Raw genomic sequence first — 20,197 nt, 5'->3', positions numbered from 1 at the left:
ACAACTCTCAGGCCGCGCGGCCTTGGTGTCGGATTATCATGAAAAAACATTACTCCATCCGCTTCCTGCTACTTGCGGCCCTGGCGGCTGCCTTCTCGCTGATTCTCGTGTTTACCGTGCTCTACAGCGCCGACTCCCAGCGTGATCATCTCGAAGAGTTCAGCCACAAATATGTGGATGGGCTGGCGAAATCATACTTCGATGGGCTGAACACCATGATGGTCACCGGCACCATCGGTAATCGGGATGTACTACGGCAAAAGGTGATGGCATCCGAGGATGTGCTGGATGTGCGGGTGATTCGCAGTGATCATTTGAACCGCACCTTCGGGGCTGGCAATGCATCGGAGCAGATAAGAGAGCCTCTGGATGAGAAAGCGCTGGCAGGCGAGAGGGTGGAAGCCTATTCCAGCAATGAGGAGGGCCGCGTCTACACGCTGATTGAGCCGGTGATCGCTATGGAAAACTACCAGGGTGTGAACTGCCTGGGCTGTCACCAGGCCAAGGAGGGTGATGTTCTCGGTGCCATTCGGGTGGATTATTCCCTGGCTGACAGCGATGCCCGGTTGCAGCAACAGCTCCTGACTAGTGGCGGCATCCAGGTGGCCATTTTTGCTGCAGTGTTTTTCATGACCGCAGCCGCCTTGGGCCGTCTGGTGTTTTCCCGCCTTCGGCGACTCCACGACCGTATGGATGAGATTTCCAGCAATTCGGATCTGACCATTGAGCTTGAGGTTACCCGCAACGACGAAATCGGTTCCGTTTCCCGCGCCTTCAACCGGATGATGGCCAAGATCCGCGAGAGCATGAATACAGTAATGGACAACGCCGAACAGGTTGAGCAGGCGGCCAGAAGTATTGCTGGCAAGGCGGACACCACTGAGCGGGAAGTGCTCGCCCAACGTGACAACACCGATCAGGTGGCCAGCGCCACGACAGAGATGGCCGCGTCAGCGGTTCAGGTCCGGGAAAACGCCATCCACACGACTCGCAAATCCGCAGATACCGCGGAATCCGCCAGCAAGGGGGAAAGCCTTGCCCGCAATGCGGTTGAAGGAATTGAGGCATTGAACAGCGAGGTCCAGAGTGGCGCGCAGCGCATTGAGCAACTGGATCAACGGACAAGCCAGATGTCAGATATGCTGGAGGTGATTTCCAATATTGCCGACCAAACCAACCTGCTGGCGCTCAATGCCGCCATTGAGGCGGCGCGGGCCGGCGAGCAGGGGCGAGGTTTTTCGGTGGTGGCCGATGAGGTACGGGCGCTGGCCTCAAGAACCCAGGATTCAACGGAGGAAATCCGAAACACCATCAATGGACTCAAGGGCGAGGTCGTCGATTGTGTGGCCACCATGCGCCATGCCTCGGAAATGGCAGAGCTGCAGGTTTCAGCGATTCTGACCGTGGAGTCGGAGTTACAGACGATTGCCGCTGCCGTGCGCGAGATTACCGATCTCAATCAGGAAATGGAGAGCGCCGCCAACGAGCAGAGCGATGTCTCCGAGTCCATCAATCACAACGTGATTGAAATCAGCCGCTCAGCAGAGCAGACCTCCGGGGATGCCAAGGAGACGGCGAGGATCGCCGGTGACCTGCTGGCCATGGCGGAGAATTTGAGGAAGACCATCGAACAGTTCCGGCTGAATCAGGAGGGCCGTAAATAAAAAAGCGACCCGGGGCTGAAGAAAGGCTCAGCCCCTATGGTCGGAGACGAAAGGGTTGGTGGCTCGTTCCTGGCCAAATGTGGACATCGGACCGTGTCCGGGAATGAACGCAACCTCATCTCCGAGCGGGAACAGTTGTTCCTTGATCGAGCGGATCAGTGTTGCGTGATCCCCCTTGGGAAAATCCGTGCGCCCGATGGAGCCATTGAACAGCACGTCACCGACCAGCGCCAGACCGGATTCCTTGTGGTAAAAAACCACATGTCCCGGTGTGTGGCCGGGGCAGTGAAGGACTTCCAGGGTCTGGTTACCCACGGTGACCTGCTGCCCATCTTCCAGCCAACGATCCGGGCTGAAAACTTCCGGGGCCGGAAACCCGAACATCTGCGCCTGCTGGGGCAGGCCGACAATCCAGAAATTGTCTTCCTTCTGCGGCCCCTCAATGGGAATACCCAGCTCTTTGGACAGCTCCGCAGTTCCGCCGGCATGGTCAATGTGGGCATGGGTAAGCAGAATCTTTTCGACCGTTACACCTTCCTCGTCCACGGCGGCGCGGATCTTCTCAAGATCGCCGCCTGGGTCCACCACGGCTGCCTTGCGTGTCTTCTCGCACCAGATCAATGAGCAGTTCTGTTGGAAAGGTGTAACCGGGATGATTCTGTACTTCAGTGACATAGGTTTTCTCTAAAACAGGGGGGATAGCTTCTTCGAATAGCTTACCACGCCAGCCAGATAACGTGGCGGGCACCCTTGCCCGGCCGCAGAGCCCTCACTGTGACCGCTTCAACAGAAAATCCGGCCCGGCGTAGCCTCTCGGTGAAGGCATGCTCCTGGCCGGCTGACCAGTAGGCGAGTATGCCGTCAGGACGCAGGGCTTTCTGGGCGGCCGCAATGCCTTCCGGTGAATAGATCCAGTCGTTTTCTTTGCGGGTCAGTCCTTCCGGACCGTTGTCGACATCGAGAAGGATGGCGTCCCACTCGCTGTTTGAATTTCTCAGTAATTCCGCCACATCACCGATCTGTACCCGGGCTCTCGGATCATTCAGCGGGTTGCCCGCTGCAGAGCCTAGCGGCCCTCGATTCCAGGCTTCTACTTCGGGAACCAGCTCGGCAACCGTTACCTGCGCATCCTCTCCAAGGGCGGACAATGCTGCGGCCAGCGTGAACCCCATGCCCAGGCCGCCAATCAGCACTCGCGGAGTGGGTTGATCGGCAATGCGTTCGCACGCCAGGGTAGCCAGGGCATCTTCCGAGCCGTGTATTCGGCTGTTCATCAATTCGCCCGTTGTACCAGCGATCTTGATAGAGAACTCTTCATTACGCTGCAACAGACGCAATTGCGTCCCTTTGCCTGGGATGGTCGCAGTGCCGATTTCGGTGAAGCGTGCCATTTGCGGTACCGGGGTGAAATATTGGCGGGCAGTGTAACCCGCTTCATATCTGGTGAATACAATGGGCTGGGGCCGGAGTCGGAAACAAGCCTTTCGTCTGGCTTGTCTTTACCTCTATATTTGAAAAATTAACAAATGAAAGTCTCTGAGAAGGGCATCACGGGTGGAGTTTTCCAGTCACTACAAAGGCCTCGAACAGGACATCAAGGACCTCGTCATATCAACCTTTACTGACTCGGAAGGCTCTGACGAAGGAGAGCTTATCGGTGAACTCGTCCTTAACCTGCTCAGCGATACAGCACCTGATGACATCCAGGTTTTTCTTGCCAGAGCAGGGGATGAACTGGTTGGGGCGGCTGTTTTCACCCGGCTGACTTATCCAGATGATCCCAGAGTGGTCTTTTTGCTATCGCCGATGGCGGTGGCAACCCGGTGGCAAGGCAAGGGTGTCGGTCAGCGCCTATTGACCCATGCCCTGGATTCACTCCCTGAAGGGGGCGTTGATGTGGCGATCACCTACGGTGATCCGGCGTTTTACGGCAAGGTCGGATTCAAACCCCTCTCCCAATCAATCGCCCGGCCACCTCTGCCATTGAGTCAGCCCGAGGGTTGGATCGGGCAGTCGCTCACAAAAGAGCCCTTGGCGGCACTGAGCGGGACATCAATTTGCGTGGCAGCGTTGAACGATCCGTCTTTCTGGTAGTGAGCTATTCGGTTTTTGATTCAACAGGACGGGATGGCAGGTTCTGATTCAGGTGAGGTGGTACCCCCGGCAGGAGCCGAAACCTTGATTTAAGGCTATGTTTTATATGGCGTGGCTGTTGATTGAGGTTTCCGAGTACCCACAAAAGTACCCGCAAAATCACGCGCTGCATCCAAAAACCATGATGGAGACGTGACCATGAACAAGTTCTCAAACCGCCTTACTGATTGCCGCTCTCGCCTGCTCGATGCTGAAGCAATTCTGAACCACTTGCATCATCCGGAGAATCTACACCATCTTCTGGAGAACTGCTCTCCTGAAGTTACTATCGGCGCCATGATAGACAAAGCATGGGACCTGGTCGCCAATGCCAGCGGCGACTGTGAGGCCATGACAGAGGCCAGCGAGGAGGATCTGAAGGCAGAGCTGCATCAAACAGTGAGACGTTTGCAGGGAGCGGCCCCAGAGTCTCAGGAAACCGACAGCTCCTCTTTCGCCCAGCACATCGACACAATAGACGAGATCCACGAACAGAGCCGCTCTATGCTTTGCATGTTAATGCTGTACCTCAGCCAGGCGCGTGAGGGCGGGGAAACACTCACTGAATCAATGCTTGAAAACTACACCTGGCAGTTGCAGGCCAATATGGAAAGGGCCATAGAGGCCTCATGCGCTTTGAGCGAAAACCTGAGAAAGGGAGCTGCACAATGAGCTTTCTCATTCTACGGCTAGACAATCAACCAGCCATCAGAGGAGAGAGATTAGGGCCGGAGATGGCGCGGATACTTCGGGAGATGGCTGACAGTATGGAAATGGGTGAAATGCCAGACCCTGAAGGCTCGCTGCTTGATGATATTAACGGCAAACCGGTTGGCAAGGCCTTTTTCTACCCTGAGCCGAGAGATAGCATCAGGGCGGTCAAGTAGTAACTAGAGCCCCGGTTCGCCGGGGTTTACTCTCTCTGCTTTACCCTGAATGAGTGAGCTACCGGTGGAGACGCGAGGGAGCGCTTGTTGACGTTTGTTGAGATCCTCTTCGCTGGTCTGCTCAGAAAATAAACACTCGTGGTTGTGCTAGTTTTATGGGCACGGGAAGTCCTATCCCTTGGATATGGAGCAAATAGATTATGGACAATTACGGAACGCCCCTTGGCCCTCTCGGATTGCTTGTGATTCCCCTTTCAATTGGCCTTGTCTTTGCTTTTGATTCGTTTTGGGTAGCGGTATCAGTGGGCGCTGGCATTGGGCTCTTCATCGCCAATATCAGGGCAGTGCTCTTTGTGGGCAGGTTCAGGACTGAGTCCAAAGAGAACCCAATGTTTCAAATGCAAAACACCATTCATGGGGTAGGGGCCTCTACTCAGATTCGATTCATAGCTGTTCAATCGATTATCGGGGCGCTTGTGGTTGGCCTCTGGGTAGCAGTTATTGGCGGTCTGGTGTCTCTACTCTAATTTGCCGCCTTGAAGGCGAACTATGGATAGCCGTGATTTTAGTATCAAATGGGCAGTTGTTGCCTGTGTCATCTTGTCTCTGTGGATCACAGTGGCAAAAGGTGGTGTCGGGATCTTTACCGCAACAATTATCACGGTGGTTCTTCTCGTTGTGGGCTACTTCGCCAGGTTTGAGTGAGAGGCTTAACTGATTCTCACTGTTTGGTTTTGGGCGGCTCGAAATTGGTTTTCGTTACTCTGTCGTAGTTCCGCTTTGCGTTTCCGCGTGCCGCCTCGTTGAGAAAGCCTGCTTCATCTTTACTCAGTTCATCTTGGAACTCTAAAAGCAAAACCATACCGTGAGCCATGCTCAGATAACGCTCAAGCTGAGTCTCATTGTCGGCCGTTTCCATTGACTGGAAAACCCAGCCGAGAGGATGCTTCTGGAAACGCTCACTAAACTCCTCACTAGTCATAACCGGGTACTCCTTTTCGGTTTCAGGTTCTTCCGCTGAGAAACATCGTATCAGGAATTGAGCGGCGTTCTGATTTTGTAACAGCATGGGCGGTTGCCCCTGAATTCCAAAGAACAGCTGGCGTCCTTGTCTGTTCATGGGCTCCGAAAACCCTGGGGCTACTGCAAATTGAACTCATGGTAGGTAAGGTTTTTCTGTGTATTCCGTGATCTCGAGCGCTCTGTAATGTCGAAGTGTTTTAGATCTGGGAAACCCGAAGCGCCAAGGTCGTCAAACGACTCAGATTTCTTGAGGCATTGGAGGAAGTATTCCCTGTCATACAACTGGCAGCATCTTTCGTGTCGCAGGATGGATCTGATTCCGCTCACGCCAAATATCATGGATGCTGCAAAAACGAGTATTGCCCAAAGTTCGTCTGACTCTCCAATCCAAAGCCAGAGCGCCCCAGCCAGGCAGGCTCCCGCGGCAAAGCAATGAAATATTGTCCTGAAGCCGGATTCTCTGCATTCGCGCCCATACTCGCTGGCTGATATCGCCTTCCTGATTGCTTCAAAGTCCACTCTTGAGTCGTAGAGCATTAGCAAATTCTTCCTTAAATACAGAGAGCCTCAACAGCCCAAATATAGATCAATTAAAGGTGCTTGGCTTTCATTGCCGCTGCGTTCGTTCCGGACTAAGGTTTGATGTATTGGAAACGGACATCATTCGGATAACAGGGAGATTTCATTGAGACATGCTTGGTTGTTGGCTATCGCTTTGTTCAGCTTTTCTCTCTCCGCTCAGGAATCAGAGGACGGTGCAAACCTCGCCAAAAGAATGTTGGTGACCGGCAAGATGTCAGGTGGCTGCGGCATCATGCAGCTGCAGATTCAGTATCAGCAGAACACCGGGCTTGAGGGTGGAACCAATTTCATCGTTAGGTTTTGGACGGCAGAGGCTGCTCGCCTTGGGATGACCCTGGATGAGTATGCAGGGCAATGCCGTCGAGTTGTCGAAAATTACCAGGAATTCTACGAAATGTTCGACTCTGGGGAATAGCGGAGAGCTCTTATGTGGCGATCGACGAATGAATGGTGCGTTCTCATTGCCGTTGCATTAGTTTGCGTTCTGGTCTTTGGCCCCTCTGCGATCCCCGAAATTCTGCTAACGATTGGGGCTCTGTTGGTCGTCGAGTCCGTCTTTCGTTTCATCCTGCGATGGTGGATTGGCGTTAGCGATGAGTGAGGCTGCCAGGCCAGCATCTGCGATGACCCGATTCTGCGATTTCAACAGTGGTTTGAAGTCGGCGCCGGATCTCAGCAACAGCCCTGTAAGCTCCTCAACACTCCGCTCTGACTTCGGTACGCTCCGCATATATGCCATCGCAATCTTTCGTCCATCCTTGCCGGCGCGCACTACCAGGTCAGCTAACTGAGCGTTTCTCTGGGTGAGTCGCTGGGCCACATTCTTGGCTGCTTGGCCAATGACTGGAATAGCGACAGCACCAGCAGGCCCGCCAACGGCAGCGCCGCCAGCAACGCCGAGAGAGCCCAACAACATGTTTGTTGCTTGGCCCTCCGTGAATCCAAACTTGCCGATTGCTTTGGCGAGGTTCTCGGCTGAGCCGCCTCGAACTACCAATTTCAGTGCGTCTTTTTCATCTTTGGTGAAACCTCGCATCTTCTTCGGATTGTTTATGAGTGAGCGAAGCTGAACACGGATCCCATTCTCAAAGCCGCTCGCTTGGTTCTTCGCCTTTTCCACGGCCTGTTCGATCAACTCTCCCTTTTTCGCTTGAGACCAATAGGCGCGTGCCTCACGAAATAGGGGGCCAACGCGTTGCTCCTGATTTCCGACGAGGGCGGTTGTCGGTATGTCGTCCAGGAAATCATCAATCTTCTGCATGATGATCCCGCCGAGTCGAGCCTCGTCTGGCTCGATGCTTCTGGCGGCCGATTGAGCTACTCGCCTCATAATGTCCATTTCACTGATGGTCATAGGGCCTTCACCTGATGCGGCTACTTCGTCTAGCACAGCGCTGACCTTCGGATGGATCCTGGCGTTGAAGCCCTGGCGTCTAACTGTTCTGGTAATGTCGTCTGCAAGCTGGCCAACTGCCGGCTGGCTAACTGTAACGCCCATATCATCAAGGCGGTTGTAGATCTGGCGGGCCTCGTCTTTCAGTCGATTAGGTGAGGGGGCTGCTTCCTTCAAAAGCTTTGTTGCTTGGGGTGTTCGGGCTACGGATTTGGCTAATTCTAGTGGACCAGATGCGAAGGCGCCCGCAGTGGCCCCCACAAGTCTTCCAGTGTCTCCGCCGACCTCCTCGCCAATCCTACCGCCAGCGCCCGCACCAGCGCCTGCTATGGCATCCTGAGTGGCTGAACCGCCCCCAAGCTGGCGGACAGTTCCTCTAGCCGCGGATTCGCCTTGAGTGAAGGCGGGCATTCGACCTGCCATCGTTCTTAGCATCTGACCAAACGCAACGGCCATTGGTGCCATTTCACCAGACTCCCTAACTGTGTCACGAGCCAGGCCAGGCTCCATGTATCCGCCCTCCGATGATAAGGTTTCGCTAAGGGTAGGAACACGCTTGTCGCTGCCAGCAATCTCCAGAATTGCATTAACGGTATCTGGCCCTAAGAAGTCGATCATGTCGAATATGCTGCGGTTAGCCGCCGCGGCAAACTCACCAAGGGCGGGAGCTCCCGGGATCCTCAGGAAGGCCTCGTCCAGGTCCCGCAGGATAGCTGTGTCCTCCCGAGGTTCTGGTTTTTTGGGTTCCAAAAAAGATAGATCGAATTTCTGTTCGTCCGGCGCTTTTGCCGCAAGCGGCTCACGCTGTTCTTCTTGGCGCTTTAGAAACGAGAGGTCATATTCTGTCTTTGGCTCTTCAAAAGGGTTTCCCTCTACCGGTGTAAGCGTGACTTTTCGCTTTTCTTGGCCTTTCTCAAAAGGATTGCCCTCAACTGGGGTTAGCGTATATCCGTTGCCTGACTGCGAAATGTCTTCTCGAGTTGCCATCTTTCTGTACTCCGCGAATTGTTGGGGGCCGTGATGGGCGCTCAGGAAGCGCTGGCTTCGCTCTTTGGCGGTTTTGAGCTATCCATGTGGTGGAGTTCAATCAGCTTGCCAGCGGCCATCAGGTCGCCCTGGTCCGCCGCACTACGAAGCATTGCGTAGTAACTCTTTAGGGCTTGCTTAGTGGGCTTCACGTTGGTCGAGCCTTTGGTTCGGGCCATAGTCTTGCCTCCAGGTAGCAGTTAGTCCCGCTTACGGGTTACTGCGGGATTGTCAGACAATGTTTGACATAAAGTCATTGTTCGACTGTCCTACAAATATATCATTTTTGCTTTGAGATATGTATGGATAACCAGTATTTATTCGTGAGGCGTTGGAGGGCGTTTTCGGACCAGTACGCGCGTGAGGTGGTTGGATTTTCGACCCGCGGTGTGCAAATGCCGTTAGAGAGACAGATTGAAAGACAACTACCCTTGGTAATCTATAAAGGTGTACACATAGCGGGTAGTGGAAGCCGAAAAAATAGGCTGACTGGTACACATAGCGGGTAATTCCAGAGCGAAACGTGATGCCTTTTTCATGACTGGCCCACATAGCGGGTAAGTAGTCCCACATAGCGGGCACCGGTTTTAATTTTCAGGCGGTCAACTTGATTGGCTCTTTCCACAAGCCGCTTGGGGACCTTGTTGGCCGGACGTCCAATTTCCCTTTGCACTCGTCTATAGCTCTCCAGGTAACCGCGTAAAGTGAGCATCTGTTTTTGCCCCCTTGCCGGGTCTGCTCGATCAGGCCTGCCTCCAGTAAGTTGTTCAGCGACTTGTGCAGCGTACCCTTTGAGCGCCACCCTTTCTCCCGCATGATGGTCCAGGCGGCGCACAGGTCGCCGTTGTTGCCGCCGTTGAATTGGCCTGCCAGATCCACCAGCAGCTTGGCAGTCCATCCGTCCTGAGAGCGGTAGGCGTCGCTGTTAAGGACTTCGTGCGGTATATGGAGAAAAGAGGCATTTCCCTTTCTCCCTTTGTGTTTCGCTCGTTTGTCCTGCACTGACTCACCCCGCGAAATTGGCCAATAACCTGAAGGCCAGGCGGCGCGATTTCTCGTGTAAGACGTACACACAGAATGTCACCGGCTTTCCATCACGGTCATGGCTTTTGCGCTCGCTTGTGTCGATCTGGAGCCCTTTCTCACGCAGCGTTGAGATGAGCTGTGGGACACCATTGCAACCAACACTGTCAAACAGCTGGCGAACTGAGCGAGGGCCACACATCAGCTCCCGGAGAGCCCTATATTGGCGAGGAGAATGCAGCCGGTTTGTGGTAGGCTGATTTTGTGCTTTGGAAGTCGCCTTGGAGCCCCTTGCCGGATTGCGGCCGGTGGGGGCTTTTCTTTGGTCGCTCATTTTGCATTCTCCCCCCATCCGGTGGCGCGTAACTCCACATAACGAAACACATCGCATAGAGGCACCACCCGGCAACCGGCAATGCGTTCAGTCTCGAAGTGGCCATTTACGATGGCGGCTTCAACCTCGACATTTGTCATCTGTGCTGTTTGAGCAATGTGACTTACGGCGAGAAAAGGCTTGGTGCCTTTGAAGAACCAGCCGGGTTGATAGCGTTCTGTAAATTTCATTGTGCTACCTCCGCTCGCTCGTCCATCCATTGCTGAATGTCACGTTCACGCCAGGCGATAGCGCGGCCAATCTTGAGGGGTTTGGGGAAAAGGCCTTTGCTCATCCAGAAGTAGATGGTTGAACGGCGAAAGCCGGTCACTTCCTCTACTTCGCGATAACGCAAAAGGCGGTCAATATTTGATGCGGGGCGTTTCGTTTCGGTCATTGCTGATTAACCTCATCCAGTGCTGTACACGGGAATCAGTTAACCAAGCACAAGAAAAACCATCACCGACAAAGGGCAATTATATGAAGGCGGTTATTGTCGCCACTTGAGTGAGTATTCAAGTCATATTTTGGGGACAGAAAACCATGGTTGGATACCACGGTTTCTGTCCATGCGCGACCGTTCTCTTTCTTCTTCGCGAACGGCGTAAAGGTGGTAAGACAAATTTTGAGTCTGTTTTTTCACGCGGTCCCAAATTCTCTCAATGGTCTTGGCTTCGATTTCTATATTCTCATCGATAAAGCCCATTCCCATTAGTATCGGTACAAGATCTTTTCGACCGTCTTTAAAGGTGGAGTAGTTTACAAGTAGGAGTTCAGAGGCGACTAACCTCGCTTCAAGTGCGCGGTCTTTTCGGTGTGTAGTTACTGCATCGAGTTCTGGCGCATTAATAGTTTTTTGGAGGAGAGTAAGGCTCTTTTGAGTATCATCAAACAATTGCTTGGCGCCCCAGCCTCCAAACGCCATGTTGCTCTCAATGTAGGCAAACCCGGGCGAGTCAAGAACATTTGAGAGGCGCTCAGCGAGTGAGCGAGCTTCGGCAACCTTCTCTCTAGCCTCGATAGCACCTTTGTAGAGGCTGCCATCCAAGTATTTTTCTGCAAACAATGAGAGGTATAAGGCCCACTTTAGACTGCGTTCCATATATTTGCGCACTGAAGCTATGCGAAACTTTTTTACCCCACCTTTTTTCCAGATATGCAGTATGCGCTCAGCAACCGTTCTAACTAAGAACTCCGTGGAGGCGTCACTCGTGAATTTCGCTTTCTTAAGTGCCAATCTGAAAGCTAGGTCATTATCCCAAAAGTAGGAGACGTTAGGGTGATGCTCATTAATGTCGTCAAGTGTGCTTTGTAGATCGCCTGCGTAGTGTTCAATAGCGCGATCGAACCGTACTCTAAAATCTTCGCTTTCGTCTATGTCAATACCGTCCCCGTTATAGCTTTCATCGAGAAATGCTAAGGATTTGCTAAGGTACTGGGCGTATTGGCGAAACTCGTTTGGAGTCGGTACTTGGAATGAACTGGTCATAATTTGTCCTTACGCCTCCAGCTTCGTTTTGAACGGCACGACTGAGCCGCCTTTTTTCAGGTTGTCCAGGTAATCAGCCCATTGCTGCATCATGGCCGTGCGCTCATCCATTCGGGCAGATCGGTTGTACGCGGCTGCTACTTGGTTGCGTTGTTGGTGTGCCAGTTGGAGTTCAATGATTTCTGGAGGCCAGCCCATCTCATGCAGTAGCGTTGAGGCGGTCGCTCTGAATCCATGCCCGACCATCGTGTCACTATCGTAGCCCATGCTTCTCAGGGCGGTGTTGATGGTGTTGTCTGAGAGGGGGCGGCCTGGCTTGATCGATTCGAAAACATACGGCCTTTTCCCGGTCAGCTGCTTGAGCGGTTTCAGGATCTCGATAGCCTGGCGGGGTAGGGGTATTTTGTGGTCAGGCACACGACCCGCTCGCTTTGCTTTCAACGTCCCTTTCATCCGGTCGCCGGGAACAATCCATATACCTGCCTTGAGATCGATCTCAGCCCAGACGGCCTTTCTCAGTTCGCCAGGACGCACGAAAAGCATCGGGGCCAGTTGCAAGGCGGCACACGTTGCCGGCTGTCCTGAATAGGCTTCAATGGCTCTGAGAAGGCCTCCAAGTTCCTCGGGTTTTGTGATGGCGGCTCTGTTCTTTGCGGGTACCGCTTTCAGGAGTCCCCGCAAATCGGCGGCAGGGTCTCGGCTGGCTCTGCCCTCGGATATGGCGAAGCGGTATATCTGGCTGATTCTCTGGCGCATCCGGTGCGCGGTTTCGTGCTTGCCCTTGGTTTCGATCTTGCGCAGTACCTGCAGCACTAGAGGCGGCTCAATCTCAGTTATTGGCATAGTGCCAAGGTGCGGATAGATCCAATTGGTCAGACGGTTGCGGGTAACGTCTATGGTACTGTCCTGCAACTGGCCCTTCTGGAGCTTGAGCCAGTCCTCGGCAACGGCCTTGAAGGTATTGGAAGCGGCTGAAAGGTTCTTGGCGCCCTCTGAGCGGCGATGCGTAACGGGGTCTTTCTTCTGCTGCAGTAGCTTACGGGCTGCGTCTCGTCCCTCGCGGGCGTCCTTTAGTGAGACCTCTGGATAACTGCCCAGGCTGTAAGTCTTTTCCTTTCCGCCAAACCGATAGCGAAACCACCAGACTTTTGATTCGGGTTTGATGACTAGTGTCAGGCCACCACCGTCCGCCAGCTTTCGCCTTTTCTGGCCTTCGGGTTTGGCAGCCTTGACCATGCTGTCGGTCAGCTTGTTGATTTCTCTCGCCATACGCGCCACCTGTGCATCATTGCGGGTACCAGTGGTCATTCATTGACCAAGTACCCGCAACAGTACCCGCATTTTGTGGGTACGTCTAGTATTGTGCAGAGGTGTACAGTGTGTGCTATGGTTGTTCTTGAAGTCTTGCAGCGCGGGGCTTTCGAGCTAATTTGTGGGGCGGGGTAGACGCTGAACTGGTACCCCCGGCAGGACTCGAACCTGCTACCTTCCCCTTAGGAGGGGGACGCTCTATCCAGATGAGCTACGGGGGCATTATCGCGAGAAGGGCGCTATGATAGCGGGCTAAGCCAAGAGGCTCAAGGTGCGACCCGGTTTCGGTGATTGTCACGGAGTTTGTTTTGCCAGACCCTTTCTCGTTAAGTGTGATTGTTCCTGTATGGATGGAGGCGGCGGGTGTAACGGAAACCCTGCGTGCCCTGCAAACGATTCGTGCACGGGGGCATGAGGTGGTTGTCGTTGATGGTGGTAGCACCGATCGAACCGTTGAGCTGACCCGGCCGCTTTGCGACAGGGTGGTTGTCGCAGAGAAGGGACGGGCGCTTCAGATGAACGCCGGGGCAGCGGCGGCAACAGGCGATCTTCTGTTGTTTTTGCACGCGGATACGCGCCTGCCGGACAACACTCTTGAGCACCTCGCACGTTTCGTCCAGACGCGCCGGGCCTGGGGACGGTTCGATGTGCGGTTGAGCGGTGAGCGACCGCTGTTCCGGGTTATTGCCTGGTTCATGAATCAGCGCTCCCGCCTGACCGGCATCTGCACCGGCGATCAGGGCATGTTTGTACGACGGGATACTTTCGAGGCGCTGGGCGGCTTTCAGCCTATGCCGCTGATGGAAGATGTGGAGTTTTCACGTCGTCTTTGCCTGGTGTCCCGTCCCTTCTGTATAAACGAACCTGTTGTTACCGATAGCCGCCGTTGGCAGAAAAATGGTGCCTGGCGAACAATTCTTCTTATGTGGCAACTGCGCTGGCGTTACTGGCGTGGTGAATCGCCAGAGTCTCTGGCCCAAATCTATCGATCGGATGTGCGCAATGCCCCAAAGTAACTTTCCGTCGGCGGTCTTTCTGCAGTTTGCCAAATGGCCGGAGGCTGGCCGGGTAAAAACCCGTTTGATGCCGGAGTTAGGCGCTGTGGGCGCACTTGATGCCCACATCCGACTTACGCTGGCGGTGCTGGATAACCTGTGTGCGACCGGCTACCCGGTAGAGTTCTGGTGGGACCGACCGGCTGATGATCGGCCCGGCGAGGCCGAATCGATTGTTGAAGAACTGGAAGGTGCAGGTCTGCATCAGGGCGTCCAGCAGGGCAGGACGCTCGGGGAGCGGATGCACCGCGCCCTCAGTCAGTCACTTGGGGATTACGAGCGGGCCCTGATTGTTGGCAGTGATTGCCCGTCGGTGGACCCGGATTATGCCCGCAAGGCGGTTGCCTGTTTGGCGGATTATGACGTCGTGCTCGGCCCGTCAGACGATGGCGGCTATGTGCTGATTGGGGCCTCCAGAGTGGCGGAGGGAATGCTCGACGACATTGCCTGGGGGACGCCCGAAGTTCTGACTCAAACCTGTGATCGACTGGAAGAGTCGGGGCTCAGCTATTGTTTGCTCGAGCCCCGCTGGGATGTTGACGAGCCCGAGGACTGGGCTCGTTTTCTGCGTACCTGCTAATGTTTTCAGCTGGCGGGTACCGGTGGCAGTTCCGTTAGCCTGCCCAAAGCCCGACTCGCCTCAAGGCCGTCTCCGCCGGTCACAACCTGCAGGCTCTGGTCTCGCTCCAGAACCGACTTCCGGAACGTTTCAAGCAGTGCCGCTTTACTCACGCCTCGCACCGCGTCGGCCAGTTGCTCACGGGAATCAAAGCTTTCCATGTCTCGATCAATCTCGCGCCAGTAGCGGCTGGAGATCTCGCTAAGTTGCCGGTCTTTCTCCAGCAGTTTGCTGATGACGGCCTGCTTTTCGCGTTCCAGACGCTCCGCTGTCAATGCTGACAAGGTCTCCTCGAAGCTGTTGGAAAACTCCTGAACGGCCTGGTCGATCTCTGCGCGCGTTGCCGACGGCGATTGCACTACAAACCCGAGGGCAGGCGTCTCCAGCATTTCGAAAGGCGTCGCGTATACGATATAGCCCAACTGGCGGTTGGTTCTTATTTCCTCATAGAACGGGCTGCTGATGATCTGGGCCAGCAGACGGAATCGGGCCCGTTCCTCGAAGCTGGTGTTGTCGCCCTGCATGTAGAGTGTATAGCCGGTGTCCGGATGGTCTGCCTCAATGGAAACCATCGTTTCAGTGTCTGGCAACTGACGTACCTGACTGCGGTCTACCTCGGTCAATTCACTGTTGCCCAGAACAATCGCGTCGATCTGCCGCGCCAGGTTCAGGGCCGAGGCTTCCGTGAGATTTCCATGGGCCAGCATGACCGGGTCCACCTGTGAGAGCAGGGCCTCCGAGAAGGAGTTCAGTTCATCGAAGCTCACCTCCCGGGCAGCCTTGAGCTTGGCGTCAGTCGGCCAGGCACCTTCGATAAGGGACGTCTGTACGAACTCCGAGGTCTGTTCCACCGGGCGGTCCTTGGCCTTGTTCTGAAGGCCGTCAATCAGCTGTTGCCGGGCGATTTCAAAACGCTGCTTCGTTAGCTCTGGTGTAGCCACCTGGACCAGTATCCGGTTCATCAGGGTATGGAGTTTATCGTTGTAACCGCCGACACGAACCGTGATACCCCTCAGATGAGGGTAAACGCTGTAATCCAGGCCCGCGAGGCTGGCGGAGTAAGCCCAGGCATTCAGATTAGTATTGATGGTGTCTACCAGCAGCTGGGTCAGAACGTAGCTGCGGGCCGAAGCCCGGGTGGCTGGCGTTCGCAGCCCCACGAACACATTGGCTTTCGGGGTATCAAACCGGGTGTCCCGGGCAAACCAGACATCCATTCCTTCAAGTGCGCCGAGTCTTGTCGGCTGTTCCATCGTGCTTCCCGATACCATCGCCAGGTCTTCCGGCACGAAGGGGTTTTCAGGGGGTAAACGCAGCTGGGCCGAGAGCTCTGGGAGGCGACGAGCCGTGAGCGTTTCCGGGTTCAGGGCTTCCCGGGTCCAGGCGGCGTTGTACCAGTCGGTGCGATTCGGATTCTCCAGTTCAGGTTCTGGTGCCAGAACGAAGGCAAGCAGGTTATCCGGTGTCAGTCTGTCCAGAATGTCGCGATACTGCTCCGGTGCAAAGCGCTCAACCAGCCAGGGAGCCCGCAGTACGTCTTCCGGCGGATAGTCCTGCAGGTAGCGTGAGAGGCGCATCGCTTCATGCAGGGGATTACCCTGCTCGCGGAACCGAAAATCTATTCGTGCCAGGTTCTGCATCTCGAGGAAGCGCTGCTCGCTGATTCCTTTCTGGCGAACCTTTTCAATGTACTCGAACACCAACGGCAAAATGTCCTCATGGCGAGCTAGCCCCTCTGGTGTCAGGGAAATGCTGATCTCGAGGGTGGCGTTTTCACCGGTATCCATGCCCAGACCTGCGGAGAGGCTCTCGGCCAGACCGGCCTTTTTAAGCACATCGAAAAGACTGCCTGGGCCCTCATGGCCAAGCAGGTTGGCCACGTAGCTGACGGGCTTGGTGCGGTAGTTTTCTTCCTGGGATGGAATCGGGAAGGTAAGCGACAGGCTGCGAACATCCTTGAGCGCTTCTGCTGTTACCTTGGCCGGGAGGTCCTCCGCCCGGTAAAGGCTGGCCACATGGCGTTTGGTTTCGAGGTTTCGGTTTTCGATGGCATCGAACCGGCCTCGCACCATGGATTCCAGTTCGTCCAGGGTTTGCGGCCCGTAAACCGCCAGGCTCATGATGTTCGAGGAGTAGTGCTGCTTCCAGAACTCGATCAGGTCAGGCCGGAGCGGGTTGTCTTCGGTGTTCTCCAGGGTGCTGAGGTTGCCCACCGCAAACTGGCTGAAGGCGTGGTCGGGATTACTGGCGGCTTTTTTTACGGAATAGAATCGGCGCCCATCGTCTTTTTGTTTGGCGCTGAATTCCGAGTGCACGGCGTTGCGTTCACGGTCCACCAGTTCGGCGGTAAACAGGGGTGCGGAAAACTGCTGCGCGAATCGGTCCAGGGCCGGTTCCAGAAATTCGGCCTGAACATCGAAGAAATAATTCGTGTCCTGGAATGCAGTGAAGGCATTGTGCTGGCCGCCATGGCTCTTGATGAACTGCTGGTATTCCCCTGGATCCGGATATTTCTCGGTTCCAAGGAACAGCATGTGCTCCAGGAAGTGGGAGAGTCCTTCCCGATCCGCCGGATCATCGCCACTACCGACGGCAACGTTCATCGAGGCAGCCGCTTTGTCGGCATCCTGATCCGAAACCAGAATCACCTTCAGGGCATTATCCAGTTCGATGAACCGGTACTGGTTATCGTCATTGGGGCTCTTCTCCGGAATCTGGGCTGCAAAAGCAAGGGTGCTGAACAGCACAAGTGTCAGCAGGGAAAACAGGCGTGATATCGGGTTCTGCATTGAGTTCTTCCTGACGGTGCGTGTGTTCATAGGTTCTCTGTGATTCGGAGAAGAGTTTCGTGTATCAGTGCATCGGCGCGCTGCGTGTGCTCTCTGGTTGCTGGTCCAATGTTTTACGAGCGAGATCCGCGGCTTTCTCACCGTCCAGCTGGCCAGAGGCGATACGCTCCAGAACCGTGGCCATGATGGCGACGGACTGTCGGTAATCGGCAAACTCGGCCTGGAAGGCTTGATCAATGGCCTCGTAGACCGCCTGGATTTTCTCCTCGCGGGAACCTGCGTTTTCGGCGGTGTCGTTTATGGCCCTCAAACAGGCTCGGGCAATGGAAATGTATCGTTCTGCGTTGGGATTGTCTTTTTGCATGATTGGTGGTTCCGAAGATCGGTTTTCCTGTGAAAAGAAGAGATGCCAGAAGGCGCGATAAGTTCCCGATTATGTCATTGCTGGCGGGCGCTTTCATTGCTTTGCGGTAATCCGGAAATTGGGCATGCATGGGCCAATTCCTGTGCTAGTCTCAAAAGCATTGTGTCGGCGAACCGGACAGGCCCGTTGAGCGTGCGGGAGAAAATTTTTAGAGTAATAGCTCTATGCAAAACAAAGGCTTACAGAGTAAAAGCTCTAAAAAAGTTCGATACATGAAGGTTGCAATTAAGTACAATGCCGGCGTTTCCGGAAAACTCTAAGACTTTAGTTGTATGAGTGCCGGCATGGATAGACAACAACAGAGCAACAGGCAGGGTGGAAGATCGATGAATTATTTCCTGACGGGTGGCACCGGATTTATTGGCCGTTTCCTCGTGGAGAAGCTTCTGGCACGTGGGGGTACTGTCCACGTTCTGGTGCGTGAACAATCCCAGGACAAGTTGGACAAATTGCGCGAGCGGTGGGGTGCGGATGAAACCCAGGTGAAGGCTGTCATAGGCGACCTGACCAGCAAAAATCTGGGTATTGACGCCAAGACACTGAAAGCCCTGAAAGGGAAAATCGACCACTTCTTTCACCTCGCCGCCGTGTACGACATGGGGGCCGACGAAGAAGCTCAGCAGGCGACCAACATCGAGGGCACTCGGGCTGCGGTGAGTGCTGCCGAGGCAATGGGCGCCAAACACTTCCATCACGTGTCTTCCATCGCGGCTGCCGGGCTGTTCAAGGGGATTTTCCGCGAAGACATGTTCGAGGAAGCCGAGAAGCTGGACCATCCTTACCTGCGCACCAAGCACGAATCTGAAAAGGTGGTTCGGGAGGAATGTAAGGTTCCCTTCCGCATTTACCGCCCGGGCATGGTAATTGGTCATTCTTCCACCGGCGAAATGGACAAGGTGGATGGCCCCTACTACTTCTTCAAGATGATTCAGAAAATTCGCCATGCGCTACCCCAGTGGGTGCCGACCATTGGTGTCGAAGGCGGGCGTCTGAACATTGTGCCGGTGGATTTCGTAGTTAACGCCATGGACCACATTGCCCACCTTGAGGGTGAAGACGGCAAGTGCTTCCACCTGGTGGACAGTGATCCGTACAAGGTTGGCGAAATCCTCAATATCTTTAGTGAGGCGGGGCACGCACCCAAGATGGGGATGCGGATTGATTCCAGAATGTTCGGCTTTATTCCGCCGTTCATTCGCCAGAGTCTGAAGAATCTTCCGCCCGTGAAGCGGCTGACCTCGGCAATCCTCGACGACATGGGCATTCCGCCCTCCGTGATGTCATTCATCAATTACCCGACCCGGTTCGACGCCCGTGAAACCGAGCGCGTTTTGAAAGGCACCGGTATTGAAGTGCCCCGGCTGCCGGACTACGCGCCGGTGATCTGGGACTACTGGGAGCGCAATCTGGACCCGGACCTGTTCAAGGACCGCACGCTCAAGGGCACGGTTGAAGGTCGCGTGTGCGTAGTGACAGGTGCAACGTCCGGTATCGGTCTGGCCACGGCGCAAAAACTGGCAGACGCTGGCGCCATCCTGGTGATCGGCGCCCGGAAACTGGAGCGTCTGAAGGAAGTGACCGCGGAGCTGGAGTCTCGCGGAGCGAGCGTGCACGCCTATCCGTGCGATTTCTCCGACATGGACGCGTGCGATGAGTTTGTGAAGACCGTTCTGGATAACCACGGCCACGTGGATGTGCTGGTCAACAATGCCGGGCGTTCCATTCGCCGGTCACTGGACCTGTCGTTCGATCGATTCCACGATTTCGAGCGCACCATGCAGCTGAACTACTTCGGTTCCGTGCGCCTGATCATGGGCTTTGCGCCGAAGATGCTGGAGAACCGCCGAGGGCACGTAGTGAACATCTCGTCTATCGGGGTGTTGACCAACGCGCCCCGATTCTCGGCCTACGTGGCGTCCAAGTCTGCCCTGGATGCATTCAGCCGTTGCGCTGCTGCGGAGTGGTCAGATCGCAACGTGACCTTCACCACCATCAACATGCCGTTGGTGAAGACCCCGATGATTGCGCCGACCAAGATCTACGATTCTGTGCCTACCCTGACGCCGGACGAGGCCGCAGGCATGGTCGCTGACGCGATTGTTTATCGACCGAAACGCATCGCGACTCGTCTCGGGATTTTTGCCCAGGTGCTGCATGCCCTGGCACCCAAGATGGGCGAGATTGTCATGAACACCGGTTACCGGATGTTCCCGGATTCACCTGCCGCCGCCGGCAGTCGATCCGGCGAGAAGCCGAAGGTGTCCACAGAGCAGGTGGCTTTCGCCGCCATCATGCGGGGCATCTACTGGTAACGTGGTAGCGCCTGAATCGAGTGGGAGGGGAGTTACTTCCCCTCCCATTTCAATTGGTTAAACAAGATTCGCCTCTTTTTTGAGTTGTTCTGGG

General features: G+C 55.0%; 20 protein-coding genes and 1 tRNA gene. 9 read left to right on the top strand and 12 right to left on the bottom strand.

The window, feature by feature from the left end:
- Window positions 1-38: 38 nt before the first annotated feature.
- On the top strand, window positions 39-1,664 hold the full coding sequence (locus WA411_RS15420; protein WP_291908002.1) for a methyl-accepting chemotaxis protein: 1,626 nt from the start codon (window positions 39-41) through the stop codon (window positions 1,662-1,664).
- Between the two features lie 27 nt (window positions 1,665-1,691).
- On the opposite strand, the gene WA411_RS15415 is transcribed toward WA411_RS15420, so the two are convergent.
- Together WA411_RS15415 and WA411_RS15410 are read right to left on the bottom strand one after the other, a co-directional pair.
- Window positions 1,692-2,339, bottom strand: coding sequence for an MBL fold metallo-hydrolase (locus WA411_RS15415; protein ID WP_291908000.1), 648 nt, complete (start codon window positions 2,337-2,339; stop codon window positions 1,692-1,694).
- Window positions 2,340-2,380: 41 nt separating this feature from the next.
- Complete coding sequence (locus tag WA411_RS15410) at window positions 2,381-3,055, bottom strand: spermidine synthase (RefSeq protein ID WP_069184870.1); 675 nt, start codon at window positions 3,053-3,055, stop codon at window positions 2,381-2,383.
- Window positions 3,056-3,218: 163 nt separating this feature from the next.
- Here WA411_RS15410 and WA411_RS15405 point away from each other — a divergent pair, with 163 nt between their 5' ends.
- The 4 genes from WA411_RS15405 (at window position 3,219) to WA411_RS15390 (ending at window position 5,211) form a co-directional block, all read left to right on the top strand.
- The gene (locus WA411_RS15405) at window positions 3,219-3,758 is read left to right on the top strand and encodes a GNAT family N-acetyltransferase (RefSeq protein WP_291907997.1); all 540 of its coding nucleotides are present in this window, start codon (window positions 3,219-3,221) and stop codon (window positions 3,756-3,758) included.
- Between the two features lie 198 nt (window positions 3,759-3,956).
- Window positions 3,957-4,469, top strand: a complete 513-nt coding sequence (locus tag WA411_RS15400) for a hypothetical protein (RefSeq protein ID WP_291907995.1) — start codon at window positions 3,957-3,959, stop codon at window positions 4,467-4,469.
- Complete coding sequence (locus WA411_RS15395) at window positions 4,466-4,684, top strand: hypothetical protein (RefSeq protein ID WP_291907993.1); 219 nt, start codon at window positions 4,466-4,468, stop codon at window positions 4,682-4,684. Before WA411_RS15400 ends, WA411_RS15395 begins: the two co-directional genes overlap by 4 nt.
- Before the next feature lie 200 nt (window positions 4,685-4,884).
- A complete protein-coding gene (locus WA411_RS15390) occupies window positions 4,885-5,211 on the top strand; it encodes a hypothetical protein (RefSeq protein ID WP_291907990.1) in 327 nt (108 codons plus the stop codon).
- Between the two features lie 194 nt (window positions 5,212-5,405).
- Here the strand turns inward: WA411_RS15390 and WA411_RS15385 are convergent, their stop codons facing one another.
- Complete coding sequence (locus WA411_RS15385; RefSeq protein WP_291907988.1) at window positions 5,406-5,804, bottom strand: hypothetical protein; 399 nt, start codon at window positions 5,802-5,804, stop codon at window positions 5,406-5,408.
- Between the two features lie 588 nt (window positions 5,805-6,392).
- Between WA411_RS15385 and WA411_RS15380 the strand changes: the two genes are divergently transcribed.
- Window positions 6,393-6,704 (top strand): hypothetical protein, encoded by a 312-nt coding sequence (locus WA411_RS15380; RefSeq protein ID WP_291907986.1) that lies wholly within the window; start codon window positions 6,393-6,395, stop codon window positions 6,702-6,704.
- Between the two features lie 105 nt (window positions 6,705-6,809).
- Here WA411_RS15380 and WA411_RS15375 read toward each other — a convergent pair whose 3' ends face one another.
- The 7 genes from WA411_RS15375 to WA411_RS15345 form a co-directional block, all read right to left on the bottom strand.
- Window positions 6,810-8,669, bottom strand: a complete 1,860-nt coding sequence (locus WA411_RS15375) for a hypothetical protein (protein ID WP_291907984.1) — start codon at window positions 8,667-8,669, stop codon at window positions 6,810-6,812.
- A 633-nt stretch (window positions 8,670-9,302) separates the two neighbouring features.
- Window positions 9,303-9,710, bottom strand: a complete 408-nt coding sequence (locus tag WA411_RS15370) for a hypothetical protein (protein ID WP_291907980.1) — start codon at window positions 9,708-9,710, stop codon at window positions 9,303-9,305.
- A 351-nt stretch (window positions 9,711-10,061) separates the two neighbouring features.
- Window positions 10,062-10,295, bottom strand: a complete 234-nt coding sequence (locus WA411_RS15365; protein ID WP_291907978.1) for a hypothetical protein — start codon at window positions 10,293-10,295, stop codon at window positions 10,062-10,064.
- On the bottom strand, window positions 10,292-10,501 hold the full coding sequence (locus WA411_RS15360; protein ID WP_291907976.1) for a helix-turn-helix transcriptional regulator: 210 nt from the start codon (window positions 10,499-10,501) through the stop codon (window positions 10,292-10,294). The genes WA411_RS15365 and WA411_RS15360 overlap by 4 nt, the downstream gene beginning before the upstream one ends.
- A gap of 123 nt (window positions 10,502-10,624) precedes the next feature.
- Window positions 10,625-11,593 carry a hypothetical protein gene (locus WA411_RS15355; protein ID WP_291907975.1) on the bottom strand — a complete coding sequence of 323 codons (969 nt, stop codon included), beginning with the start codon at window positions 11,591-11,593 and terminating at the stop codon, window positions 10,625-10,627.
- 9 nt (window positions 11,594-11,602) lie between these two features.
- Window positions 11,603-12,901, bottom strand: coding sequence for a tyrosine-type recombinase/integrase (locus WA411_RS15350; protein ID WP_291907974.1), 1,299 nt, complete (start codon window positions 12,899-12,901; stop codon window positions 11,603-11,605).
- 147 nt (window positions 12,902-13,048) lie between these two features.
- Window positions 13,049-13,125 (bottom strand) — tRNA-Arg (locus WA411_RS15345).
- A gap of 87 nt (window positions 13,126-13,212) precedes the next feature.
- Between WA411_RS15345 and WA411_RS15340 the strand changes: the two genes are divergently transcribed.
- Both WA411_RS15340 and WA411_RS15335 read left to right on the top strand, forming a co-directional pair.
- The gene (locus tag WA411_RS15340; RefSeq protein ID WP_291907973.1) at window positions 13,213-13,920 is read left to right on the top strand and encodes a TIGR04283 family arsenosugar biosynthesis glycosyltransferase; all 708 of its coding nucleotides are present in this window, start codon (window positions 13,213-13,215) and stop codon (window positions 13,918-13,920) included.
- Complete coding sequence (locus tag WA411_RS15335; RefSeq protein ID WP_069184868.1) at window positions 13,907-14,539, top strand: TIGR04282 family arsenosugar biosynthesis glycosyltransferase; 633 nt, start codon at window positions 13,907-13,909, stop codon at window positions 14,537-14,539. The genes WA411_RS15340 and WA411_RS15335 overlap by 14 nt, the downstream gene beginning before the upstream one ends.
- Window positions 14,540-14,544: 5 nt before the next feature.
- Here the strand turns inward: WA411_RS15335 and WA411_RS15330 are convergent, their stop codons facing one another.
- Both WA411_RS15330 and WA411_RS15325 read right to left on the bottom strand, forming a co-directional pair.
- Window positions 14,545-17,367, bottom strand: a complete 2,823-nt coding sequence (locus tag WA411_RS15330) for an insulinase family protein (RefSeq protein WP_291907972.1) — start codon at window positions 17,365-17,367, stop codon at window positions 14,545-14,547.
- Window positions 17,368-17,431: 64 nt separating this feature from the next.
- Entirely contained in the window at window positions 17,432-17,731 is a 300-nt protein-coding gene (locus tag WA411_RS15325) for a hypothetical protein (RefSeq protein ID WP_069184866.1), read from the bottom strand.
- A gap of 386 nt (window positions 17,732-18,117) precedes the next feature.
- Between WA411_RS15325 and WA411_RS15320 the strand changes: the two genes are divergently transcribed.
- Complete coding sequence (locus WA411_RS15320) at window positions 18,118-20,103, top strand: SDR family oxidoreductase (protein WP_291907971.1); 1,986 nt, start codon at window positions 18,118-18,120, stop codon at window positions 20,101-20,103.
- The last annotated feature ends 94 nt before the right edge of the window (window positions 20,104-20,197 follow it).

Origin of the sequence: Marinobacter sp. CH_CUG1437-1 (assembly GCF_037029655.1) — a bacterium.
Lineage (GTDB): Bacteria > Pseudomonadota > Gammaproteobacteria > Pseudomonadales > Oleiphilaceae > Marinobacter > Marinobacter salsuginis.
Note: the sequence above shows the minus strand (reverse complement) of the source record. Positions and strands in the feature narration are given on the sequence as shown.